This is a genomic window from Cytobacillus sp. MT66, from assembly GCF_058792595.1.
The window spans coordinates 91,257-107,705 of record NZ_JBXAFB010000012.1 but is presented as its reverse complement, the minus strand read 5'-3'; the positions used below and the strand labels follow the sequence as shown (position 1 = coordinate 107,705).

Here is a 16,449-nt window from a genome sequence, read left to right as displayed (position 1 = left end):
GTGTCGGGGAAAGATGTCTAAAGGTATTGTTTATTATGAGGTTGGCGAACAGATTGAGCTGTTTCTGCTGATTAAAAATGCTGTTAAAGGAATAGCTAGTAATGGAAAGCCTTTCTTAACATTAATTTTTCAAGACCAAAGCGGGGAGATTGAAGCAAAGCTTTGGGATGTATCCGATCAGGATGAAAAGTCCTATAGTCCAGAAACCATTGTAAAGGTAGCTGGGGATATATTAAACTATCGCGGCCGCAATCAGCTTAGAATTCGGCAAATCAGACCGGCATCTCCTGCAGATCATGTAAAACTTTCTGATTTTCTCGAAACCGCGCCATTAAGTACCGATGAAATGATGAGCAAGGTTACACAATATATTTTCGAAATGAAAAATCCTAATATCCAAAGAATTACACGCCATTTGCTTAAGAAACATCAAAAGGCGTTTTTGGAATACCCGGCGGCAACGAAAAATCATCATGAATTCGTTTCAGGCCTTGCCTATCATGTCGTTTCCATGCTTGATTTGGCCAAGTCCATTGCAAATCTTTATCCAAGCCTTGATAAGGATCTTCTCTATGCGGGGATTATCCTGCATGATTTGGGGAAGGTGACTGAATTATCAGGTCCAATTTCAACGGTATATACAGTTGAGGGGAATCTTCTGGGTCACATTTCCATTATGGTTAATGAAATTGGAAAGGCGGCAGACGAGCTTTCTATAACGGGAGAGGAAGTACTCATTCTCCAGCACCTGGTACTTACCCATCACGGAAAAGCAGAATGGGGCAGCCCGAAGCCTCCATTGGTGAAAGAAGCTGAAATTCTTCACTACATCGATAATATTGATGCTAAGATGAATATGCTTAATCGTGCGTTGGACCGTGTCAAGCCAGGCGAATTTACAGAAAGAGTCTTCGCTCTGGACAATCGTTCCTTCTACAAGCCGATTTTTCATAAATAATCCAAAAGGAGTCTGACTTGGTCAGGCTCCTTTTGGATTTTAATCATATTTTCTTCTTTTTGCGCATAAAAATAAAATAAAAAAAGAGGACAACCTTTAAGAGGGGGGACAAGGGATGCTAATGATCCCAATCTGGGTCTATTTTGTGTTAATCGGCATTTGTCTGAGCGCCTATATGGCTATTCGGACAGGCCGTGAGGAACGAAAAGCAGAGAACGAAAACATTGAGCTAGAAGGCAGAATATATATGGAAAGAATTGAGAAGGAACGAGAAGATAGAAGAAACAATCAGCAATTGCAGTAGCATTAGAAAAAATGGGACAAGGGTGAACCCTTGTCCCTGCTTTTTTATTTTTTGCTGTCGTTACTTTCCTTGCTTTCTTCTGTACCTTCAGCACTTTCTGTAATACCCTTTAGGTCTTTGTCTTTAATCTTTACGCTAGCATCTTTAAGCTCACGGTCCATTGCTTTTTGAATCGTTTCGCCGTCAAGCTTTGACACTTTTAGGTCATATTCCATTTTTTCCTTCATTTCCTCAAATGGCTTTTTCTCTTTTTTCTCAGTTACTTGAATGATATGGAAGCCATGCTGTGATTGAACAGGCGCACTGATTTCATTTACATCTAGAGCGTATGCTGCATTCTCAAATTCAGGAACCATTTTTCCAGGACCAAACCAGCCAAGGTCGCCGCCATTTGCTGCTGAACCTGGGTCTTTTGAATATTCTTTTGCTAGATCCTCAAATTTTGCGCCTTCATCTAATTTTTTCTTAACTTCATTAGCTGTTTTTTCGTCTTCAACTAAGATATGGCGTGCTTTGATTTCAGGCTTGTAATTATCGTAATATTCTTTCACTTCATCTTCTGTTACTTTGATATCCTTGATAGCGGCTTTCTCTTGCATAAGACCTGTTCTGAATGTTTCTTTTAGATCGTTCTCATCTTTGTAGCCATATTGCATTAGTGCAAGCTGGAAGTTGTCTCCTAGCTGCTCCTTCAGCTCATTGACTTTTTCATCCACTTCTTTGTCGGAAACCTTGTATTTATCAGCAAGAACCTTTTCATAAATGAGTTCCCGAAGCTCAGTTTCACCATATTTTGCTTTCATTGCATCATACAGCTCGTCCTTTGTGATGTCACCAGCTTTTGATTCCACAATAACTTCTGAGTCGCTTGCATTATTTCCGCCGCTGCTGCATGCGCTAAGGGCTAGAATCCCGGCAGTTACGGAAAGGGATATCATCAATTTCTTCATGTTGCACACTCCTAAATCGTTTCTTATTTAATATCATATTTTTTTTTTACAAAACCTACTATACCACAAAAGGCAGGCAGAATAAAAATAATAACCTGTGTGAAGGGGAAAATGCTGACCAGGCAGAGATCGAAGAATTTTCCTCTTTTTGTGATAAGGGCCTAAACGAATCCAGCACCTCTTGAATAGTATATTTTAGGCATAATGAAAGGAGGTATTCTTCATGGGTGCAGGATATGGTGGAGGATTTGCGTTAATCGTTGTACTGTTTATTTTATTGATTATCGTAGGAGCTGCATGGTTCTAAAATATTCCTAAAGTTTGATATGGAGAATGAAAAAGCGGCGGTTCAGATCGAACCGCCGCTTTCGTACTATGTCATTAAGTATAAAGAATTTCAACAAATGACGAAATCAAAAGGATTGTAACCAAGATATTAATAGTCCTAAATACCTTGGGCTGTCGTTCCTCAGGGATTTCCTTTTGCAGACAAAGTGAATTTGTCATCTTATTAATGTTAAATAAAATAAAAACGGCAAAAATAATAAAAACGGAGATCACCTCAGATTCCCTCCTTTTGAAAGTCAGCTATTTTTAGACTTCGAGAATTGGCTAGCTTTAGGCGCCTTGCGCATTTTAATAAATTGTCTATTATTTACATTATCAAATATAAGGGAAAAAAGATAGTGTTTGAGAATGTGTTTAAGGTAAGGCTCATAGTACTTATTTTATTCAATTGAAGTAAAAGGTATCCATAATGGATACCTTTTGCAAAAGAATTTATGAATGAGTATGGAGCAGAATTTCAATACCGTCTTCGCTCTCCTCAATATAAGATTGATTTGGTGCAGAAACAACATTCTTTGCACAAATTAAATCATGAAGACATAACCCCATATGAAAAGCTAGCAAAATGGTAAAATAATGTACATATTGGCCAAAAGAATAGCAGGCTAAAAGAATGGCACAATTTATAACCACGAATGGAGCAAGAAGCGCTGTAAGGAATAGCCGCTTCGGCATAGGTTCATTAACTTTTACGTAAAAAACTGGGATAATGGAATACTTAAATAAAAGTTCTTTTTTTATTTTTTTTCTCTGATGGATCATTGGCAAGAAATGCAAGAGCTTATGCAATGGATAAATGGCCAACAGCGCTGCCAGAAACAATAAAAAATGTTTATCACTTAGTGATGCTGCTGCAAATAAATATTGAGCAGGTACATATATAAAAATAAACGTAAGCAGCATAGTTAAGGATGATAATATAAAAAGTCTTTGTGGTCCATAATCACGAGAGAAATTCACTGTTTTCCAGCAGTTCATTGTTTAGCCCTCCAATGCGGAGAAATTTTTATCTTGTTGTCTTCAAACTTACTAAGATACTTTACGATGAAAACTATAAAAAATCAATAGGAAAAAAACTCGTTTTTTGTAGAAAAATTATATAGTTATACTGACAAGGGTAAAAAGCATATCAAAAACAAATAATAAGTAATTTAAGATGGAACAAGCCTAGTGAAAATGGTTATAATTAACATAATCAAAAGGCACAAGGATATTAAAATAAAAGGAGCAAAAGGACTGCAGTGGATATTAATTCAATGTTTGAAAAAATCGAAAAACTTGAATATCATCAAAAGCTTCTGTTAAAGGTCATTGAAAATCCAAAAAATGAATTTTATAAATTAGCTGTTGAATATTCATTGGGGGAACGGGAAGTAAGGGGATTTTACAAACTTTGTGAAGGATTGAGCATGAAATACCAAGAACAGAAAGCGGAAGGGTTTGTATATTATCATCCGCTTTTTAAAGAGTTTGCTGATCAAGTTAGCCCTAAATTCACTCCAAGATTAGTTATTTCTGCTTGCATAAAACAAGGCATATTTATTGAACTAATGGAGGAATTCAGAAAATACTTGGATTAGACTGATTCCTGAAGCGAGGTTTCTTTCTTGTTAAGCTTTCCATTTTCTTCTGTGAACTCATCTTCAATATTTTTAAATGACTTTTCGAAGATATCCATAAAGTCATCCCCATATATATTTCTGACAATTGTCATCATCTCAATAATATCTGGGAATTTTCCGTATATATCACGAAGGGGTCTTGCACCTGAAAAAGCTGAATATTTTTCAGGATTAAAGTCTTCATTGATCTTTAATAAAATATTTTCGCCCTCTTCTGTTAACTGAATATACGTGTTTCTTTTGTCACTTTCCTTTTTTGAGAATTTCAGTAATCCTCTTTCTTCAAGCTTCTTTGAAAAGTTGAAGGCAGTGGAGACGTGCATTACGCCGAATTTTGCAACATCAGATATGGAGGCCCCTTTTAAATGGTAGGCGATCCATAGTATATGATGCTCATTGATGTTTAAATCATAAGGTTTAATCCACTGTTGCCAATCCTTTTCAATAGATTTCCAGAGAGCTTTGCTTAACTGTGCTATCCTCTGGCTAAAGAGAAGAGCCTCTTTCATTGTGTATGGTTTCTCATTCATCCTATTTTTCACCTACTTTTATTTAATCTGTTTGGGTCCTAACTTAGAGAAGTACCATCGCTTATTTTTATTCTATATTAACATTATGCCAATAAAACAAAAATTAATAAAGATGTAAATTTGCTAAATTTTTAGAAATAATGTTTTATAATAAGCTGTTAAGCTATTTAAATACGGAAAAGTGAGTATTTATCAGCTTTTTAAAAAACAAAAAATTTTTTATTAATATATTTGTTTTCTGCTAAAAATAAAAAAATCCTTCTTTTTTTTACAAATTTTGAAGGATTTTTTAGACAGAACATATAAATTTTTTCCTTTTACTTTGCTGTGCGTAATTCTGTTTCAAGATCATGAAGAGCCTCTTCGATCTCTGAAAGCTGTCTTTGCAATGTTTCTTGGTGTGGCTGAATACCTATCACCCAATCTTTCATAGAAGCTTGCAGGCCTTTTGAAAAGGCGGGAATTTGTCTTTTGCCCTCTGTGGCCGCTGCTGCTGTGGCATTCTTAATATCAATTAATCCATTTTTTAGCGTCCCTAATTGACTTTTAACATTCACCATATTTTCTTTTACATATTTTCTTGACTCTCTCCCAGAAACGGGAGATGTCAATAAAGTGCTGATACCAGCGGCAGCTCCGCCGATAAAAAAACCGTAAAGCAAAGATTTCGCCTTCATTTCCTTCACCTCAATTGATTTGCCATTTATATTTACATTTTACAATATAACTCCAATTTATCCGCATTTTTAAGCTGAAATCAACATAAGAATTATAAATCATATACCGATAAAAACATCATATTTATTAATTATAGGCATGTTTGATAATCCAGTATGAAAGGAAGGAGAGAGGACCCATATGTCAGGTGTTACAGCAGGAGTTTTCACAATTGGGGCCTTATTATTTGCAGGCGGTGCTCATTTTATGCTTGCCCTTAAGAGACCTGGAGTATACCCTCCCAAATATATATTGAAAAAAAGGGCTGCTGCACTGGCAGCGGGAGGAACTGGCTTTCTTTTAATTGGAGTTATTTTGCACAGTATCCAATAAGAGGATAAAAATAAGCTATGTATAAATTGGCCGTTGATTTCCTCTCCAGGCGCTTCGCGCACCTAAGGGCGTTTTGCGAGCCTCCTCGTCGCTCGCGCTCCTGCGCACGTCTCACTTCAACGCTGATCCCCCAGGAGTCTACGCGCCTGCAGCGAAGATCAACTAAGCGGTTAAAATCAATATTAAGCTTTAACACAGCCTAAAAATAAAAAAACCCGTAAAACACGGGTTTTTTTATTGCCCAATCTTGATGGCCTGGTCTGCTGCAGGATTTGTTCTTTTAACAATAGATGTAGCAATTGGGTAGAGAACAATCATGACAATGGTGTTAACAGCTGCAGCTGGGACGACAACTGCTGCGAACAGTGCAGCAAATGGCCCAGGAAGACCAACAATCAGATAGGCGGATGTTAAGAATGCTGTACCTGAGATAAATGTACCTACGACCGTAAGAATGGCAACAGTGACAATGGATTTTTTCAACTTGCTTAAAGCAAGGAAAAGTCCAAAAAATGCAAATGCAGTAATAGGTTTGTCAATAATATTAGGGATAAGCCCTCCAGGAAAGGTAGTGGTTAATCCGGAGATTACACCGCTAGCTAACGCAAGAAGCAATACACTTTTCTTTTCCGGAAAAAGAATAATCCCCAAAAACATCATTATTAACAGCATATCAGGCTTCATTCCTAGGAAGAATCCAGGTACAACTGCATGCAGTACTGCCCCCATACCCACTAATAGGGCTAAGGCCACAAGGTTTTTCGTATTCATTTCTCATCTCTCCTCTGCTATTCTAACCTCTCGTTTCTCCTGCAGTGCGCTCTTTGCCTGCAGCGAAAAACTTTAAATCATTATATCATATACTATGCAAAAGTGCTGAGGAATTTTCAGTTAATTTCCTTTTCTAAAGGACTTCATAAACTCAGCAAGCTGGTATACGTGCTCCATTGGCACTGCATTATAGATAGATGCACGGCAGCCGCCAATAGATCTATGGCCGTTCAGACCTATAAATCCAGCTTCTTTAGCCTTTTGAAGAAACTTTTTGGAGGTTTCCTCATCCTTTAGGTTAAAGGTCACATTCATTTTTGAACGGCTAGTATTCTCAGCATGGCCAATATAGAAGCCTTCGCTTTCGTCGATTGCCTGATATAAAACATCAGATTTCTCATTATTTATCTTTTCAATGACTTCTACACCACCTTGCTGTTCTGCCCACTCAAGGACAAGGCTAAGGAGGTAAATCGCAAGGGTAGGCGGTGTGTTATAAAGAGAATTATTCTTCGCGTATGTGTTGTAGTTAAGCATTGTCGGCAGGCTATCATTTGATCTTTCTAAAAGATCCTTTTTCATAATAACGACAGTTACTCCTGAAGGACCAAGGTTTTTTTGAGCTCCTGCATAAATCAGATCAAAGTTTTCCACGTTAATTGGCCTGCTTAGAATATCACTGGACATATCAGCAATTAGTGGTACATTTTCAAGAACAGGGAATTTTTGCCATTGGGTTCCATATATAGTATTGTTGCTTGTAATATGAAGATAAGAGGCATCTTCCGTCACTGCACTTGCATCAAATTGCGGAATGAATTTAAAATTTTCTCCCTTGCTGGAAGAAATAGCCGCGGCCTTGCCAACTTTTACAGCTTCTTTTAGCGCCTTTTCAGACCAAGAACCGGTTGAAATATAATTTGCTGTGCTTCCTTCTAATAGAAGGTTCATTGGAACCATGGAAAATTGCAGACTTGCTCCACCTTGAATGAATAAAACTTCATAGTTTTCCGGGATGGATAAAAGTTTGCGCAGCAAAGCAATTGCTTTGTTATGAATGGCGTCATACTCCTTGCTTCTATGGCTAAGCTCCATGATAGCCATATTGCTTCCGTTGATATTCAGCCAATTTTTTTCAGCTTCCTTAAGGACCGCTTCAGGCAACGCAGCGGGTCCCGCATTAAAGTTAAGCGCGCGATTCATTTTTAAATTCCCTCCATAAATGTAAGATGGCGAATACTGGCTTTTTTGTTTGCAGCCAATATAACGATTAAAAAAAATAAAGATATCATTATCGTAACAAAAAATATCGTTTTGTACAGACAAATCGGAACATTCAAGAAGGAAATTTTAAAATCTTTCGGTTTTAATTTTTGCAACCCCGAGAATTGTCAAGCTTCAGGCTTCTTATGCTTTTAAATAAAAAAGACACATTAAATGTGTCTTTTAATTGATTGGGCAATCTCCTGTAAGTCAGATGGCGTATATTCTGAATTATGGGTTTTCCAAACAGCGCCAAAGCCATCACCGCTTCCATATCTAGGCAGTAAATGTAAATGCAGATGAAAAACTTCTTGGCCAGCTTGCTTGCCGGAGTTTTGTAAAATATTCATTCCAAGCGGATTAAATTCATCCTTAATTGCATTCGCGATTTTTGGAACTGCTTCAAATAGGTTCCTGGCTGACTCAGGCTCTAAATCAAAAATATTTTCGTTATGTAATTTTGGTATCACCAATGTATGGCCTTTGGTTACCTGGCTAATATCTAGGAATGCTAATACATGTTCATTTTCAAAAACCTTTGCAGAGGGAATTTCTCCGTTGATGATTTTACAAAAAATACAGTCGCTCACAAAAATACACTCCTTTTTCCGAATACCATGTAATATTTTCTAATATATCATAAAAAAAGGAAAAATAAAAAGGCAGGATCCGCATGGGATCCCGCCTCTCGAAGGGGAAGACTCTTCAAAGACGTTTCTATTACAGGTTATTCCCTTTGATAAACACCTCATTTTTCATGTTGTGTTTACTTATAGAGACTTTCGATCATTGTTCAAGCTAACCATCCCCTAATCTTTATATGTTTTACAACGTATAAAGCAGGATATTGTCTTTGACAGACACCTCATTTCAAAGTGTGAGCTTTGAATTTTTCGGGTTAGGAAACAAACGTCGATTACAGGTCACTTTGCATCGCAACCATCCCCTTGTATTTAGAACGTTTGAAGCTTTTTGAGAAATGTTAAATGTCTGCGACAGACACCTCATTTCGAAAATTTGATAATGCTTTAATTATCAAATGGCTTCTCCCCTTCAATAATTAGAATGCCCGCTTCGCCATTTCATATACATTCCATTTGAAAAAAATGAACTTCTTTTTTGTCAGACTTCCTCGCGAGTGGACAAGGGGCTTCTTCATTTTTTACAATGGAAGAAGAAGCATAATGAGAGGACGTTGAATAATGGCTCTTTTGCAGATTGAACATTTAATCGGCGGATACACAAAAAATCCGGTTTTAAAAGATGTCTCCTTTGAAGTAAATGAGAAAGAAATAGTTGGGCTGATCGGCCTGAATGGGGCAGGAAAGAGTACGACCATTAAACATATTATTGGCCTTATGGAGCCGCACAGCGGAAAGATTACCATTAATGGACAAACAGTCCAAAATGATAAAGAGGGCTACAGAAGACAATTCACTTTTGTTCCTGAAACACCTATTTTGTATGATGAATTAACATTAGAGGAGCACTTAAAATTAACAGGCATGGCCTATGGACTAAGTGAGGAAGTCTTTCATGAAAGGATTGGGCCCCTTTTAAAAGAATTCCGGATGGAAAAAAGGCTAAAATGGTTCCCTGCCCATTTCTCAAAAGGCATGAAGCAGAAGGTCATGATCATGTGTGCCTTTTTGGTTCAGCCGCATCTGTATATTGTTGATGAGCCATTTGTCGGTCTTGATCCGTTGGGAATCCAATCCCTTTTGGATCTGATGAAGCAAATGAAAGAAAGCGGTGCTGGAATCCTCATGTCCACACATATACTTGCCACAGCAGAAAGGTACTGTGACCGTTTTGTTATTTTGCATGAAGGAACCATACGCGCCAAAGGGACTTTGCAGGATTTGCAGAAACAATTTAATATGCCAAATGCATCGCTTGATGATATATATATCCAGCTGACAAAGGAAGAAAAATATGTTTGATGAAACAGTGTTATGGAAAGAACGTTCTGGCCGGACGCTAAAGGAGCTTTCCCGTTATCTGCGCTATATTTTTAACGGGCATATCGTCCTTGTATTAGTCTTTTTGCTTGGGGCAGCAGCTTATTATTATCAGGAGTGGCTTAAATCTGTATCTGATCAATTTCCGGCTGCTATTATCATGGCCCTGGTTTTGGGGGTTCTTTTAACTTATAGTCCAATCTATACATTTCTTACTGAAGCAGATAAAATCTTTCTTCTTCCACTTGAAACAAGACTTAAGGGTTATTTTAAGCGCTGTGCTGTCATAAGCTTTGCAGTCAATGGCTATCTGCTTCTTTTTGTGCTTGCCTTGCTTATGCCTATGTATGCGAGGGTGAATGAGGGCGATTTTAAAGTTTTCTTCCCTTTTTTGCTTGTTCTTTTTGTCATAAAAGTAATCAATTTAATGATCAGGTGGAGTATTCAATATTTCGCTGAAACAAAGGCTCATTATATAGACTCCTTGATTAGATATGCTGTTAATGCGGTATTTCTCTATTTTCTTTTTTCGGGTGCGGATCTTGTCTTTCTGATTCCCGAAGCAGCCTTACTGCTGATTCTTTTGTTTTTTTATAAAAAGAATTCAAAGGAAAAAGGCCTAAAATGGGAGTTTTTAATTGAACAGGAAGAAAGAAGAATGGCCTCGTTTTACAGACTGGCGAATATGTTTACGGACGTGCCTAAATTAAAGGATAAGGTAAAGAGAAGAAAATGGCTCGACTGGCTGTTCAAAGGGCTTGCTTTTGATCACAAAGAAACCTTTAATCATCTGTATATCAGAACTTTTCTTCGGGCCGGCGATTATTTTGGATTATTTGTCCGCCTTACATTGATTGGAGCGGGAGTTATTTATTTTCTTTCCTTTGGCTGGGGACAGCTGCTGATCTGTCTTCTCTTTTTATATTTGACAGGGTTTCAGCTGCTGCCGCTTTGGAGGCACCATCAAAACAAACTATGGGTCTTTTTGTATCCAACAGCAGAAGGAATTAAAGAAAAATCCTTTAAGCGTATTTTATCGCGGGTTTTATATATTCAAGCATTATTTTTTGCTTTAGCTATTATGATCAAAGGAGAATGGGTTCAAGGGATCATCTGCCTTGCGGCGGGAATCATCTTCTCTTACCTGTTTACGAATAGCTATATCCAAAAAAGACTTCAATAAAGATAGGAAGGACAAGGATGCAAATCAAGATCCTTGTCCTTTGTATTTCTATTTATGGTTCCAGTTGAGTGCTGCTGAACCAAGTGTTTTTGCTGCAATTAGCATCGCTTTTTCATCAATATCAAATCTTGGGTGGTGGTGAGGGTAGTTCTCTTCTATAAATTCAGGTCTTGCTCCGGTAAAGAAAAAGGTTCCTTTTACATGCTGCAGATAGTAGGCAAAATCCTCGCCGCCCATTTCAGGTTCGGTTTCCTCAATGTGTAAGACATTTTCAATCTCTTGCGCACATTTAACCAGGTACTCCGTCTCCTCTTTATGATTCACAACTGCTGGATAACCTCTTATATATTTGTAATCAAATGAACTGTCAGAGGTCAGGCATGTTCCCTTGACAATCCGCTCGATTTCCTTTTCAATAAATGCTCTTGTCTCATCATTAAAGGTACGGACTGTTCCGCCGATGACTGCTTTATCAGCGATGACGTTAAAAGCATTATCAGCAATAAATGATCCGACAGAAACAACAGCCGAATCAACCGGGCTCACCCTTCTTGAGACAATTTGCTGCAAATTAACAACCAGATGTGAAGCAGTCAAGATGGCATCTTTTGTTTTGTGCGGCTGAGCCCCGTGGCCGCCTTTGCCTTGAATGGTTATTTCAAAACGATCAGCAGCAGCCATAAATGGTCCTACGCGATACTGAACCGTCCCTGTTGGTACGCCTGCCCATAAATGGGTGCCAAAGATTACGTCCACACCATCGAGGCAGCCATCCTTAATCATTGAGATGGCCCCGCCTGGTGCATATTCTTCTGCATGCTGATGGATCATGACAAATGTACCCTCAAGTTCATCGCGCATTTCATGAAGGGCTTTTGCCAAGACCAGTAATGTGGCGGTATGGCCATCATGGCCGCATGCATGCATGACTCCAGGGACAAGTGACTTATATGGAACATCCTTCTCATCCTGTATGGGGAGGGCATCAAAATCAGCCCGTAAAGCAACCGTCTTGCCTGGCTTTGCACCATAGACTTTGGCAACAACTCCATTTCCCCCAACATTTCCTTTAACTTCAATTCCTAAATTCTCATAATAGGATATAATATATTTGGCTGTTTTTTCCTCTTTAAAGGATAGCTCCGGATGCTGGTGCAAATACCGTCTAATGGAAACCATTTCTTCGTAGCTATCTTCTAATTTCGAATATAAGCTTTTTAGCATACGCATCACCCGTTATCTTTATTTTGTGATTATTATAACATTTATTAAATTGGCTGTGTTATAGCCTATGCTGATTTTAACCGCTTAGCTGATTGGAACCGAAGGCACGTAGACTCCTGGGGGATCAGCGGCCAAATTTTACAGAGACATCAAATTAAGAGAGGTTATTCAATTTGGAAATTAGAAAATCAAAAACTGTTTACTTTTTCGTTTTTTTAGCCGCGATTATTTTTGTTTGGCTGCTTGCTGCTGTTTTAGTAGGTGGACCTTTAGGTTTTGATACCGCAATCAGTTCTTTTATAACTAATATTTTTCACGAAGGCTCATATCCTTTTTTTAAAAGTTTAAATATACTGGGGTCTGCGAAAGGAATTGGCTTCATTTCATTGATAGTGGTTGTTCTTCTTTGGCTTTTAAAGAGGGATTATATAGGAATGGCTGTTTATGTGTTTGCTGTTGCCTTTGGCTATTTATTAAATAAGCTGCTTAAAGATTGGATAGGACGACCGCGCCCAGATATAGAACATTTAGTTTCTGTGAAAAGCTTAAGCTTTCCCAGCGGACATGCGATGATGGGCATGATTGTATATACCATGATTGCCTTTGTGATTATCGTCTATCTTAACTCTAAGGGATTAAAATGGACTGTTGCCTTCTTTGCTTTCTTAATTATTTTGACTATGGGAATCAGCCGCATCGTGCTGCAGGTGCATTATCCATCAGATATTGCTTCTGGCTTTGCTGCAGGCTGGATCTGGTGTGTGATCTGGATGGCAGTATATGAACTGATGAGGGAAAAGCTCAATCAAAAGGAAAAAGGATGAGGAGCTTACTCATCCTTTTCTTCACTGGGAAGATAATACGATGATACATAGGATTTGCCCATAAACATTTGCGCCTGTAATGATTCTGAGGAGAGATTATTAAATAGGTTCTCATGCGCCTTTGAGTCTTCCCACTCTTTATATGACTTTTCACTGTTCCAAAGGGTGAAAATAATATACGTATTAGACTTTACGGGACGAAGAACCCTAAGAGCTATAAAACCGCTTAACGCTTGAAATATGCTTTCCTTGTTTTTAAAGCGGTGCTCAAAAACTGGACGTTCTTCATCTGTTACCGGAATATGTCTCATTGAAGCAAATCCTGCTTGTACTAAGTTTCCCAGGGATTCAAGAACCTGATAGGAACGCGGTGCGCCAAAGACTGTCTTTTTCGGTGTTTCATGCAAAAGGACAGATGTTTCATTATTTTGCATGAGGACCATTGTCTCACTTGGATGTTTTTCTTTTATTTTTTGCAAAAAGTCAAACGTGCCGCTTGTCAAATAGATGTTCATTTACATCACCTCTTTTTAAAATTCTAACCTTGATTCTCAGATAAATTCGTCAAATTTTCGACATTTCTTATCTCAAGCTATACAACATGCTGGCAAAAAGATAAAGTTAATGAGGATGTGAAGATGGAAAATTTTAATTTCTATTATATATATATTACAATGTTAAGCAGACAGTCTTTTGAAAGGTGGATATTAAATGGAACGAATGATTAATGATACATTGCTTAAGGCAGCAAGAGGGGAGAAGACGGACTATGTACCTGTTTGGTATATGCGCCAGGCAGGCAGGTCACAGCCAGAGTACCGTGCAATCAAAGAAAAATACTCATTATTTGAAATCACCCATCAGCCAGAGCTTTGTGCCTATGTCACTAAATTGCCGGTTGATCAGTATAATAATGACGCCGCTATTTTATATAAAGATATTATGTCACCGCTTCCATCATTGGGGGTAGAAGTAGAGATAAAGTCAGGAGTGGGCCCCGTTATTTCTAACCCAATCCGCTCAAAAGCGGATGTTGATAGACTGGGAGAAATTCATCCTGAAGAAGATGTTCCCTACGTATTAGAAACAATTAAAATTCTAACACAGCAGCAATTAGATGTTCCGCTTATCGGTTTTGCTGGCGCTCCATTTACGCTTGCAAGCTATATGATTGAAGGCGGGCCATCAAAAAATTATAATAAAACGAAGTCCTTCATGCACGCCGACCCTGAAAGCTGGCATGCCTTGATGGACAAGCTTGCTGAAATGACCATCACCTATGTAAAAGCACAAATTAAGGCTGGTGCAAAAGCCATTCAAATATTTGACTCATGGGTAGGAGCTTTAAATGTGGAGGATTACCGCACGTTTATTAAGCCTGTTATGACCAAAATCTTTACAAGCTTAAAAGAGGAAAATGTTCCGCTTATTATGTTTGGCGTCGGAGCAAGCCACCTTGCTCTAGAATGGAATGACCTCCCATTAGAAGTAGTTGGCTTAGACTGGAGGCTCCCAATCAGTGAGGCAAGGGAAAAGGGCATAACAAAGGCTATTCAAGGGAATCTGGATCCAGCTATTTTATTAGCACCTTGGAATGTGATTGAAGAAAAAACAAGGGCGATCCTTGATCAAGGCATGCAAAAGCCAGGATACATATTTAATTTAGGACATGGTGTATTTCCAGAGGTAAATCCTGATACATTAAAAAGATTAACAGCATTTGTCCATGACTATTCTTCCTCTGTTTTAGGGAAGTAAGAGCAGTAAAAGGACAATAGATTGAGGTGGATATTTTGGAAAAAAAGAAGATGGGCTTGCTCGTGATGGCTTACGGGACGCCTTACAAAGAAGAAGATGTGGAAAGGTATTATACACATATTCGTCACGGAAGAAAGCCTTCTCCAGAAATGCTCGAAGACTTGCAGAGAAGATATGAAGCAATTGGCGGGATTTCTCCGTTAGCGAAAATTACCGAAGATCAGGCAAAAGGGCTTGAAGACCATTTAAATAGCATTCAGGATGAATACGAATTTAAGATGTATATTGGGTTAAAGCATATCGAGCCATTTATTGAAGATGCTGTTAAACAAATGCATGAGGATGGAATTAAGGAAGCTGTCAGCCTCGTTTTGGCCCCGCATTTTTCAACATTCAGCGTCAAATCCTATAATGGCCGGGCAAAGGAAGAGGCAGAAAAATTAGGCGGACCAGTTATTCATTCAGTTGAAAGCTGGTATAAAGAGCCGAAATTTATTACCTATTGGGCAGACCGTGTCAAGGCCGTTTTTGAAGCCATGCCAGCAGAAGAGAAAGAAAAGTCAGTGTTAATTGTCTCTGCTCACAGCTTGCCGGAAAAAATCCTGCAATTGGGTGATCCTTATCCAGAGCAGCTAAAGGAAACGGCTGAACTAATTGCCAGTCAGGCAGATGTTAAAGACTACGCAGTGGGCTGGCAAAGTGCAGGAAATACGCCTGAGCCGTGGCTTGGACCGGATGTGCAAGACTTAACGAGGGAACTGTTTGAAAAAGAAGGGTATAAGGCATTTGTCTTTACACCTGTAGGATTCGTTTCTGATCATTTGGAAGTATTATATGATAATGACTATGAATGTAAGGTTGTTACCGAAGAGATTGGAGCAAGCTATTACCGGCCGCCAATGCCGAACGACCAGCCAGAATTCATCGATGCATTGGCAACTGTTGTTCTGAAAAGACTAGAAAACAAATAATAAATGAAAAACTGTCATTGTGACAGTTTTTTTCTTGCGCTCATTCAGCAATTGTGATAAATTATCTATTGTACAAAGTGACTGAAATGTTCATTTGGTCAATTATTTAAGGGGCGAGAGAATTGGCAATCGATCGGAAGCAGCAAATTATTGATGCAGCAACAAAATCTTTCACATTATTTGGGTATAAAGCAACGACTATGGATCAGGTAGCGAAAATAGCCAATGTTGGAAAAGGGACAATTTATAACTTTTTCAAAAATAAGGAAGAGCTGTTCGATGAAATTATTACAACTTTAATAAATGAAATGAAACAGGCTGCGGATGAAGCGATTGATCCATCTTTATCCTTTCGGGAAAAGGTCCATCAAGGATTATATCGGATGCTGGAGTTCCGCATTCGTCATCAGCTGACCATTAAGCTTTTCCAAGAGGAAAAGGAAATGGGGACACCAGCAGTCATGGACGTCATGCAAAAACTAGAGAGGGAGATTATTCACTTCTTAAAAAGGAAAATCTCAAATGCGATTGATAAAGGGGAAATCAAGCCTTGTGATCCCGAGCTGACGGCATTTGTGATGCTAAAGCTGTATATCGCGCTGATTTTTGACTGGGAAAAGGGGCATGAGCCGCTGGATAAAGAAGAAATCGCCAATCTAATCGAACAATATATCTTTACAGGATTATCAAAATAATCGATAATCCTTATTTTTCCCCATTTAATGACTAAAT

General features: G+C 38.4%; 21 protein-coding genes. 11 read left to right on the top strand and 10 right to left on the bottom strand.

Annotated features, from left to right (window positions below):
• Window positions 1–13: 13 nt before the first annotated feature.
• Both yhaM and AC1Q59_RS19280 read left to right on the top strand, forming a co-directional pair.
• Entirely contained in the window at window positions 14–958 is a 945-nt protein-coding gene (yhaM, locus tag AC1Q59_RS19285) for a 3'-5' exoribonuclease YhaM (RefSeq protein WP_492367495.1), read from the top strand.
• 115 nt (window positions 959–1,073) lie between these two features.
• A complete protein-coding gene (locus AC1Q59_RS19280; protein WP_492367494.1) occupies window positions 1,074–1,262 on the top strand; it encodes a sporulation YhaL family protein in 189 nt (62 codons plus the stop codon).
• A 44-nt stretch (window positions 1,263–1,306) separates the two neighbouring features.
• Here AC1Q59_RS19280 and AC1Q59_RS19275 read toward each other — a convergent pair whose 3' ends face one another.
• Window positions 1,307–2,212: a peptidylprolyl isomerase gene (locus AC1Q59_RS19275; protein ID WP_492367493.1), complete on the bottom strand. Its 906-nt coding sequence runs from the start codon at window positions 2,210–2,212 to the stop codon at window positions 1,307–1,309.
• Window positions 2,213–2,435: 223 nt separating this feature from the next.
• On the opposite strand from AC1Q59_RS19275, the gene AC1Q59_RS19270 reads away from it, so the two are divergent.
• Entirely contained in the window at window positions 2,436–2,519 is an 84-nt protein-coding gene (locus AC1Q59_RS19270) for a YjcZ family sporulation protein (RefSeq protein WP_435560403.1), read from the top strand.
• Between the two features lie 74 nt (window positions 2,520–2,593).
• On the opposite strand, the gene AC1Q59_RS19265 is transcribed toward AC1Q59_RS19270, so the two are convergent.
• A complete protein-coding gene (locus AC1Q59_RS19265) occupies window positions 2,594–2,773 on the bottom strand; it encodes a hypothetical protein (RefSeq protein ID WP_492367492.1) in 180 nt (59 codons plus the stop codon).
• Between the two features lie 219 nt (window positions 2,774–2,992).
• Window positions 2,993–3,538, bottom strand: coding sequence for a DUF3267 domain-containing protein (locus AC1Q59_RS19260; protein ID WP_492367491.1), 546 nt, complete (start codon window positions 3,536–3,538; stop codon window positions 2,993–2,995).
• 263 nt (window positions 3,539–3,801) lie between these two features.
• Between AC1Q59_RS19260 and AC1Q59_RS19255 the strand changes: the two genes are divergently transcribed.
• Window positions 3,802–4,140, top strand: a complete 339-nt coding sequence (locus AC1Q59_RS19255; protein WP_492367490.1) for a DUF1878 family protein — start codon at window positions 3,802–3,804, stop codon at window positions 4,138–4,140.
• Here the strand turns inward: AC1Q59_RS19255 and AC1Q59_RS19250 are convergent.
• Entirely contained in the window at window positions 4,137–4,712 is a 576-nt protein-coding gene (locus AC1Q59_RS19250; RefSeq protein WP_492367489.1) for an HTH-type transcriptional regulator Hpr, read from the bottom strand. The genes AC1Q59_RS19255 and AC1Q59_RS19250 overlap by 4 nt on opposite strands.
• A 317-nt stretch (window positions 4,713–5,029) precedes the next feature.
• On the bottom strand, window positions 5,030–5,389 hold the full coding sequence (locus AC1Q59_RS19245) for a YtxH domain-containing protein (RefSeq protein ID WP_492367488.1): 360 nt from the start codon (window positions 5,387–5,389) through the stop codon (window positions 5,030–5,032).
• 181 nt (window positions 5,390–5,570) lie between these two features.
• On the opposite strand from AC1Q59_RS19245, the gene yhzF reads away from it, so the two are divergent.
• A complete protein-coding gene (gene yhzF, locus AC1Q59_RS19240) occupies window positions 5,571–5,762 on the top strand; it encodes a membrane protein YhzF (RefSeq protein WP_492367487.1) in 192 nt (63 codons plus the stop codon).
• A gap of 234 nt (window positions 5,763–5,996) precedes the next feature.
• Here the strand turns inward: yhzF and AC1Q59_RS19235 are convergent, their stop codons facing one another.
• The 3 genes from AC1Q59_RS19235 to AC1Q59_RS19225 form a co-directional block, all read right to left on the bottom strand.
• Complete coding sequence (locus AC1Q59_RS19235) at window positions 5,997–6,533, bottom strand: tryptophan transporter (RefSeq protein ID WP_492367486.1); 537 nt, start codon at window positions 6,531–6,533, stop codon at window positions 5,997–5,999.
• 120 nt (window positions 6,534–6,653) lie between these two features.
• Window positions 6,654–7,736 (bottom strand): 3-phosphoserine/phosphohydroxythreonine transaminase, encoded by a 1,083-nt coding sequence (serC, locus tag AC1Q59_RS19230; RefSeq protein WP_492367485.1) that lies wholly within the window; start codon window positions 7,734–7,736, stop codon window positions 6,654–6,656.
• Between the two features lie 230 nt (window positions 7,737–7,966).
• Complete coding sequence (locus AC1Q59_RS19225; RefSeq protein ID WP_492367484.1) at window positions 7,967–8,386, bottom strand: HIT family protein; 420 nt, start codon at window positions 8,384–8,386, stop codon at window positions 7,967–7,969.
• A gap of 612 nt (window positions 8,387–8,998) precedes the next feature.
• Between AC1Q59_RS19225 and AC1Q59_RS19220 the strand changes: the two genes are divergently transcribed.
• Together AC1Q59_RS19220 and AC1Q59_RS19215 are read left to right on the top strand one after the other, a co-directional pair.
• Window positions 8,999–9,739 (top strand): ABC transporter ATP-binding protein, encoded by a 741-nt coding sequence (locus AC1Q59_RS19220; protein ID WP_492367483.1) that lies wholly within the window; start codon window positions 8,999–9,001, stop codon window positions 9,737–9,739.
• Window positions 9,732–10,940: an ABC transporter permease gene (locus tag AC1Q59_RS19215; RefSeq protein WP_492367482.1), complete on the top strand. Its 1,209-nt coding sequence runs from the start codon at window positions 9,732–9,734 to the stop codon at window positions 10,938–10,940. The genes AC1Q59_RS19220 and AC1Q59_RS19215 overlap by 8 nt, the downstream gene beginning before the upstream one ends.
• A 48-nt stretch (window positions 10,941–10,988) precedes the next feature.
• Here the strand turns inward: AC1Q59_RS19215 and AC1Q59_RS19210 are convergent, their stop codons facing one another.
• Window positions 10,989–12,164, bottom strand: coding sequence for a M20 family metallopeptidase (locus tag AC1Q59_RS19210; RefSeq protein ID WP_492367481.1), 1,176 nt, complete (start codon window positions 12,162–12,164; stop codon window positions 10,989–10,991).
• A 173-nt stretch (window positions 12,165–12,337) separates the two neighbouring features.
• Here AC1Q59_RS19210 and AC1Q59_RS19205 point away from each other — a divergent pair, with 173 nt between their 5' ends.
• Window positions 12,338–12,988 carry a phosphatase PAP2 family protein gene (locus AC1Q59_RS19205; protein ID WP_492367480.1) on the top strand — a complete coding sequence of 217 codons (651 nt, stop codon included), beginning with the start codon at window positions 12,338–12,340 and terminating at the stop codon, window positions 12,986–12,988.
• Between the two features lie 5 nt (window positions 12,989–12,993).
• On the opposite strand, the gene AC1Q59_RS19200 is transcribed toward AC1Q59_RS19205, so the two are convergent.
• Window positions 12,994–13,503 (bottom strand): antibiotic biosynthesis monooxygenase family protein, encoded by a 510-nt coding sequence (locus tag AC1Q59_RS19200; protein WP_492367479.1) that lies wholly within the window; start codon window positions 13,501–13,503, stop codon window positions 12,994–12,996.
• A gap of 196 nt (window positions 13,504–13,699) precedes the next feature.
• Here AC1Q59_RS19200 and hemE point away from each other — a divergent pair, with 196 nt between their 5' ends.
• The 3 genes from hemE (at window position 13,700) to AC1Q59_RS19185 (ending at window position 16,412) form a co-directional block, all read left to right on the top strand.
• Complete coding sequence (gene hemE, locus AC1Q59_RS19195) at window positions 13,700–14,746, top strand: uroporphyrinogen decarboxylase (RefSeq protein WP_492367478.1); 1,047 nt, start codon at window positions 13,700–13,702, stop codon at window positions 14,744–14,746.
• A 35-nt stretch (window positions 14,747–14,781) separates the two neighbouring features.
• Window positions 14,782–15,717 (top strand): ferrochelatase, encoded by a 936-nt coding sequence (gene hemH, locus AC1Q59_RS19190; RefSeq protein WP_492367477.1) that lies wholly within the window; start codon window positions 14,782–14,784, stop codon window positions 15,715–15,717.
• 122 nt (window positions 15,718–15,839) lie between these two features.
• The gene (locus AC1Q59_RS19185; protein WP_492367476.1) at window positions 15,840–16,412 is read left to right on the top strand and encodes a TetR/AcrR family transcriptional regulator; all 573 of its coding nucleotides are present in this window, start codon (window positions 15,840–15,842) and stop codon (window positions 16,410–16,412) included.
• Window positions 16,413–16,449: the final 37 nt, after the last annotated feature.

Excerpts from the sequence above, each read along its gene's own strand:
- AC1Q59_RS19275 (WP_492367493.1), bottom strand. The coding sequence starts at position 2,212 with ATGAAGAAATTGATGATATCCCTTTCCGTAACTGCCGGGATTCTAGCC.
- AC1Q59_RS19235 (WP_492367486.1), bottom strand. The coding sequence starts at position 6,533 with ATGAATACGAAAAACCTTGTGGCCTTAGCCCTATTAGTGGGTATGGGG.
- AC1Q59_RS19250 (WP_492367489.1), bottom strand. The coding sequence starts at position 4,712 with ATGAATGAGAAACCATACACAATGAAAGAGGCTCTTCTCTTTAGCCAG.
- AC1Q59_RS19260 (WP_492367491.1), bottom strand. The coding sequence starts at position 3,538 with ATGAACTGCTGGAAAACAGTGAATTTCTCTCGTGATTATGGACCACAA.
- AC1Q59_RS19215 (WP_492367482.1), top strand. The coding sequence starts at position 9,732 with ATGTTTGATGAAACAGTGTTATGGAAAGAACGTTCTGGCCGGACGCTA.
- yhzF (WP_492367487.1), top strand. The coding sequence starts at position 5,571 with ATGTCAGGTGTTACAGCAGGAGTTTTCACAATTGGGGCCTTATTATTT.
- yhaM (WP_492367495.1), top strand. The coding sequence starts at position 14 with ATGTCTAAAGGTATTGTTTATTATGAGGTTGGCGAACAGATTGAGCTG.
- AC1Q59_RS19220 (WP_492367483.1), top strand. The coding sequence starts at position 8,999 with ATGGCTCTTTTGCAGATTGAACATTTAATCGGCGGATACACAAAAAAT.
- AC1Q59_RS19245 (WP_492367488.1), bottom strand. The coding sequence starts at position 5,389 with ATGAAGGCGAAATCTTTGCTTTACGGTTTTTTTATCGGCGGAGCTGCC.
- AC1Q59_RS19210 (WP_492367481.1), bottom strand. The coding sequence starts at position 12,164 with ATGCTAAAAAGCTTATATTCGAAATTAGAAGATAGCTACGAAGAAATG.
- hemE (WP_492367478.1), top strand. The coding sequence starts at position 13,700 with ATGGAACGAATGATTAATGATACATTGCTTAAGGCAGCAAGAGGGGAG.
- AC1Q59_RS19200 (WP_492367479.1), bottom strand. The coding sequence starts at position 13,503 with ATGAACATCTATTTGACAAGCGGCACGTTTGACTTTTTGCAAAAAATA.
- AC1Q59_RS19280 (WP_492367494.1), top strand. The coding sequence starts at position 1,074 with ATGCTAATGATCCCAATCTGGGTCTATTTTGTGTTAATCGGCATTTGT.
- serC (WP_492367485.1), bottom strand. The coding sequence starts at position 7,736 with ATGAATCGCGCGCTTAACTTTAATGCGGGACCCGCTGCGTTGCCTGAA.
- AC1Q59_RS19270 (WP_435560403.1), top strand. The coding sequence starts at position 2,436 with ATGGGTGCAGGATATGGTGGAGGATTTGCGTTAATCGTTGTACTGTTT.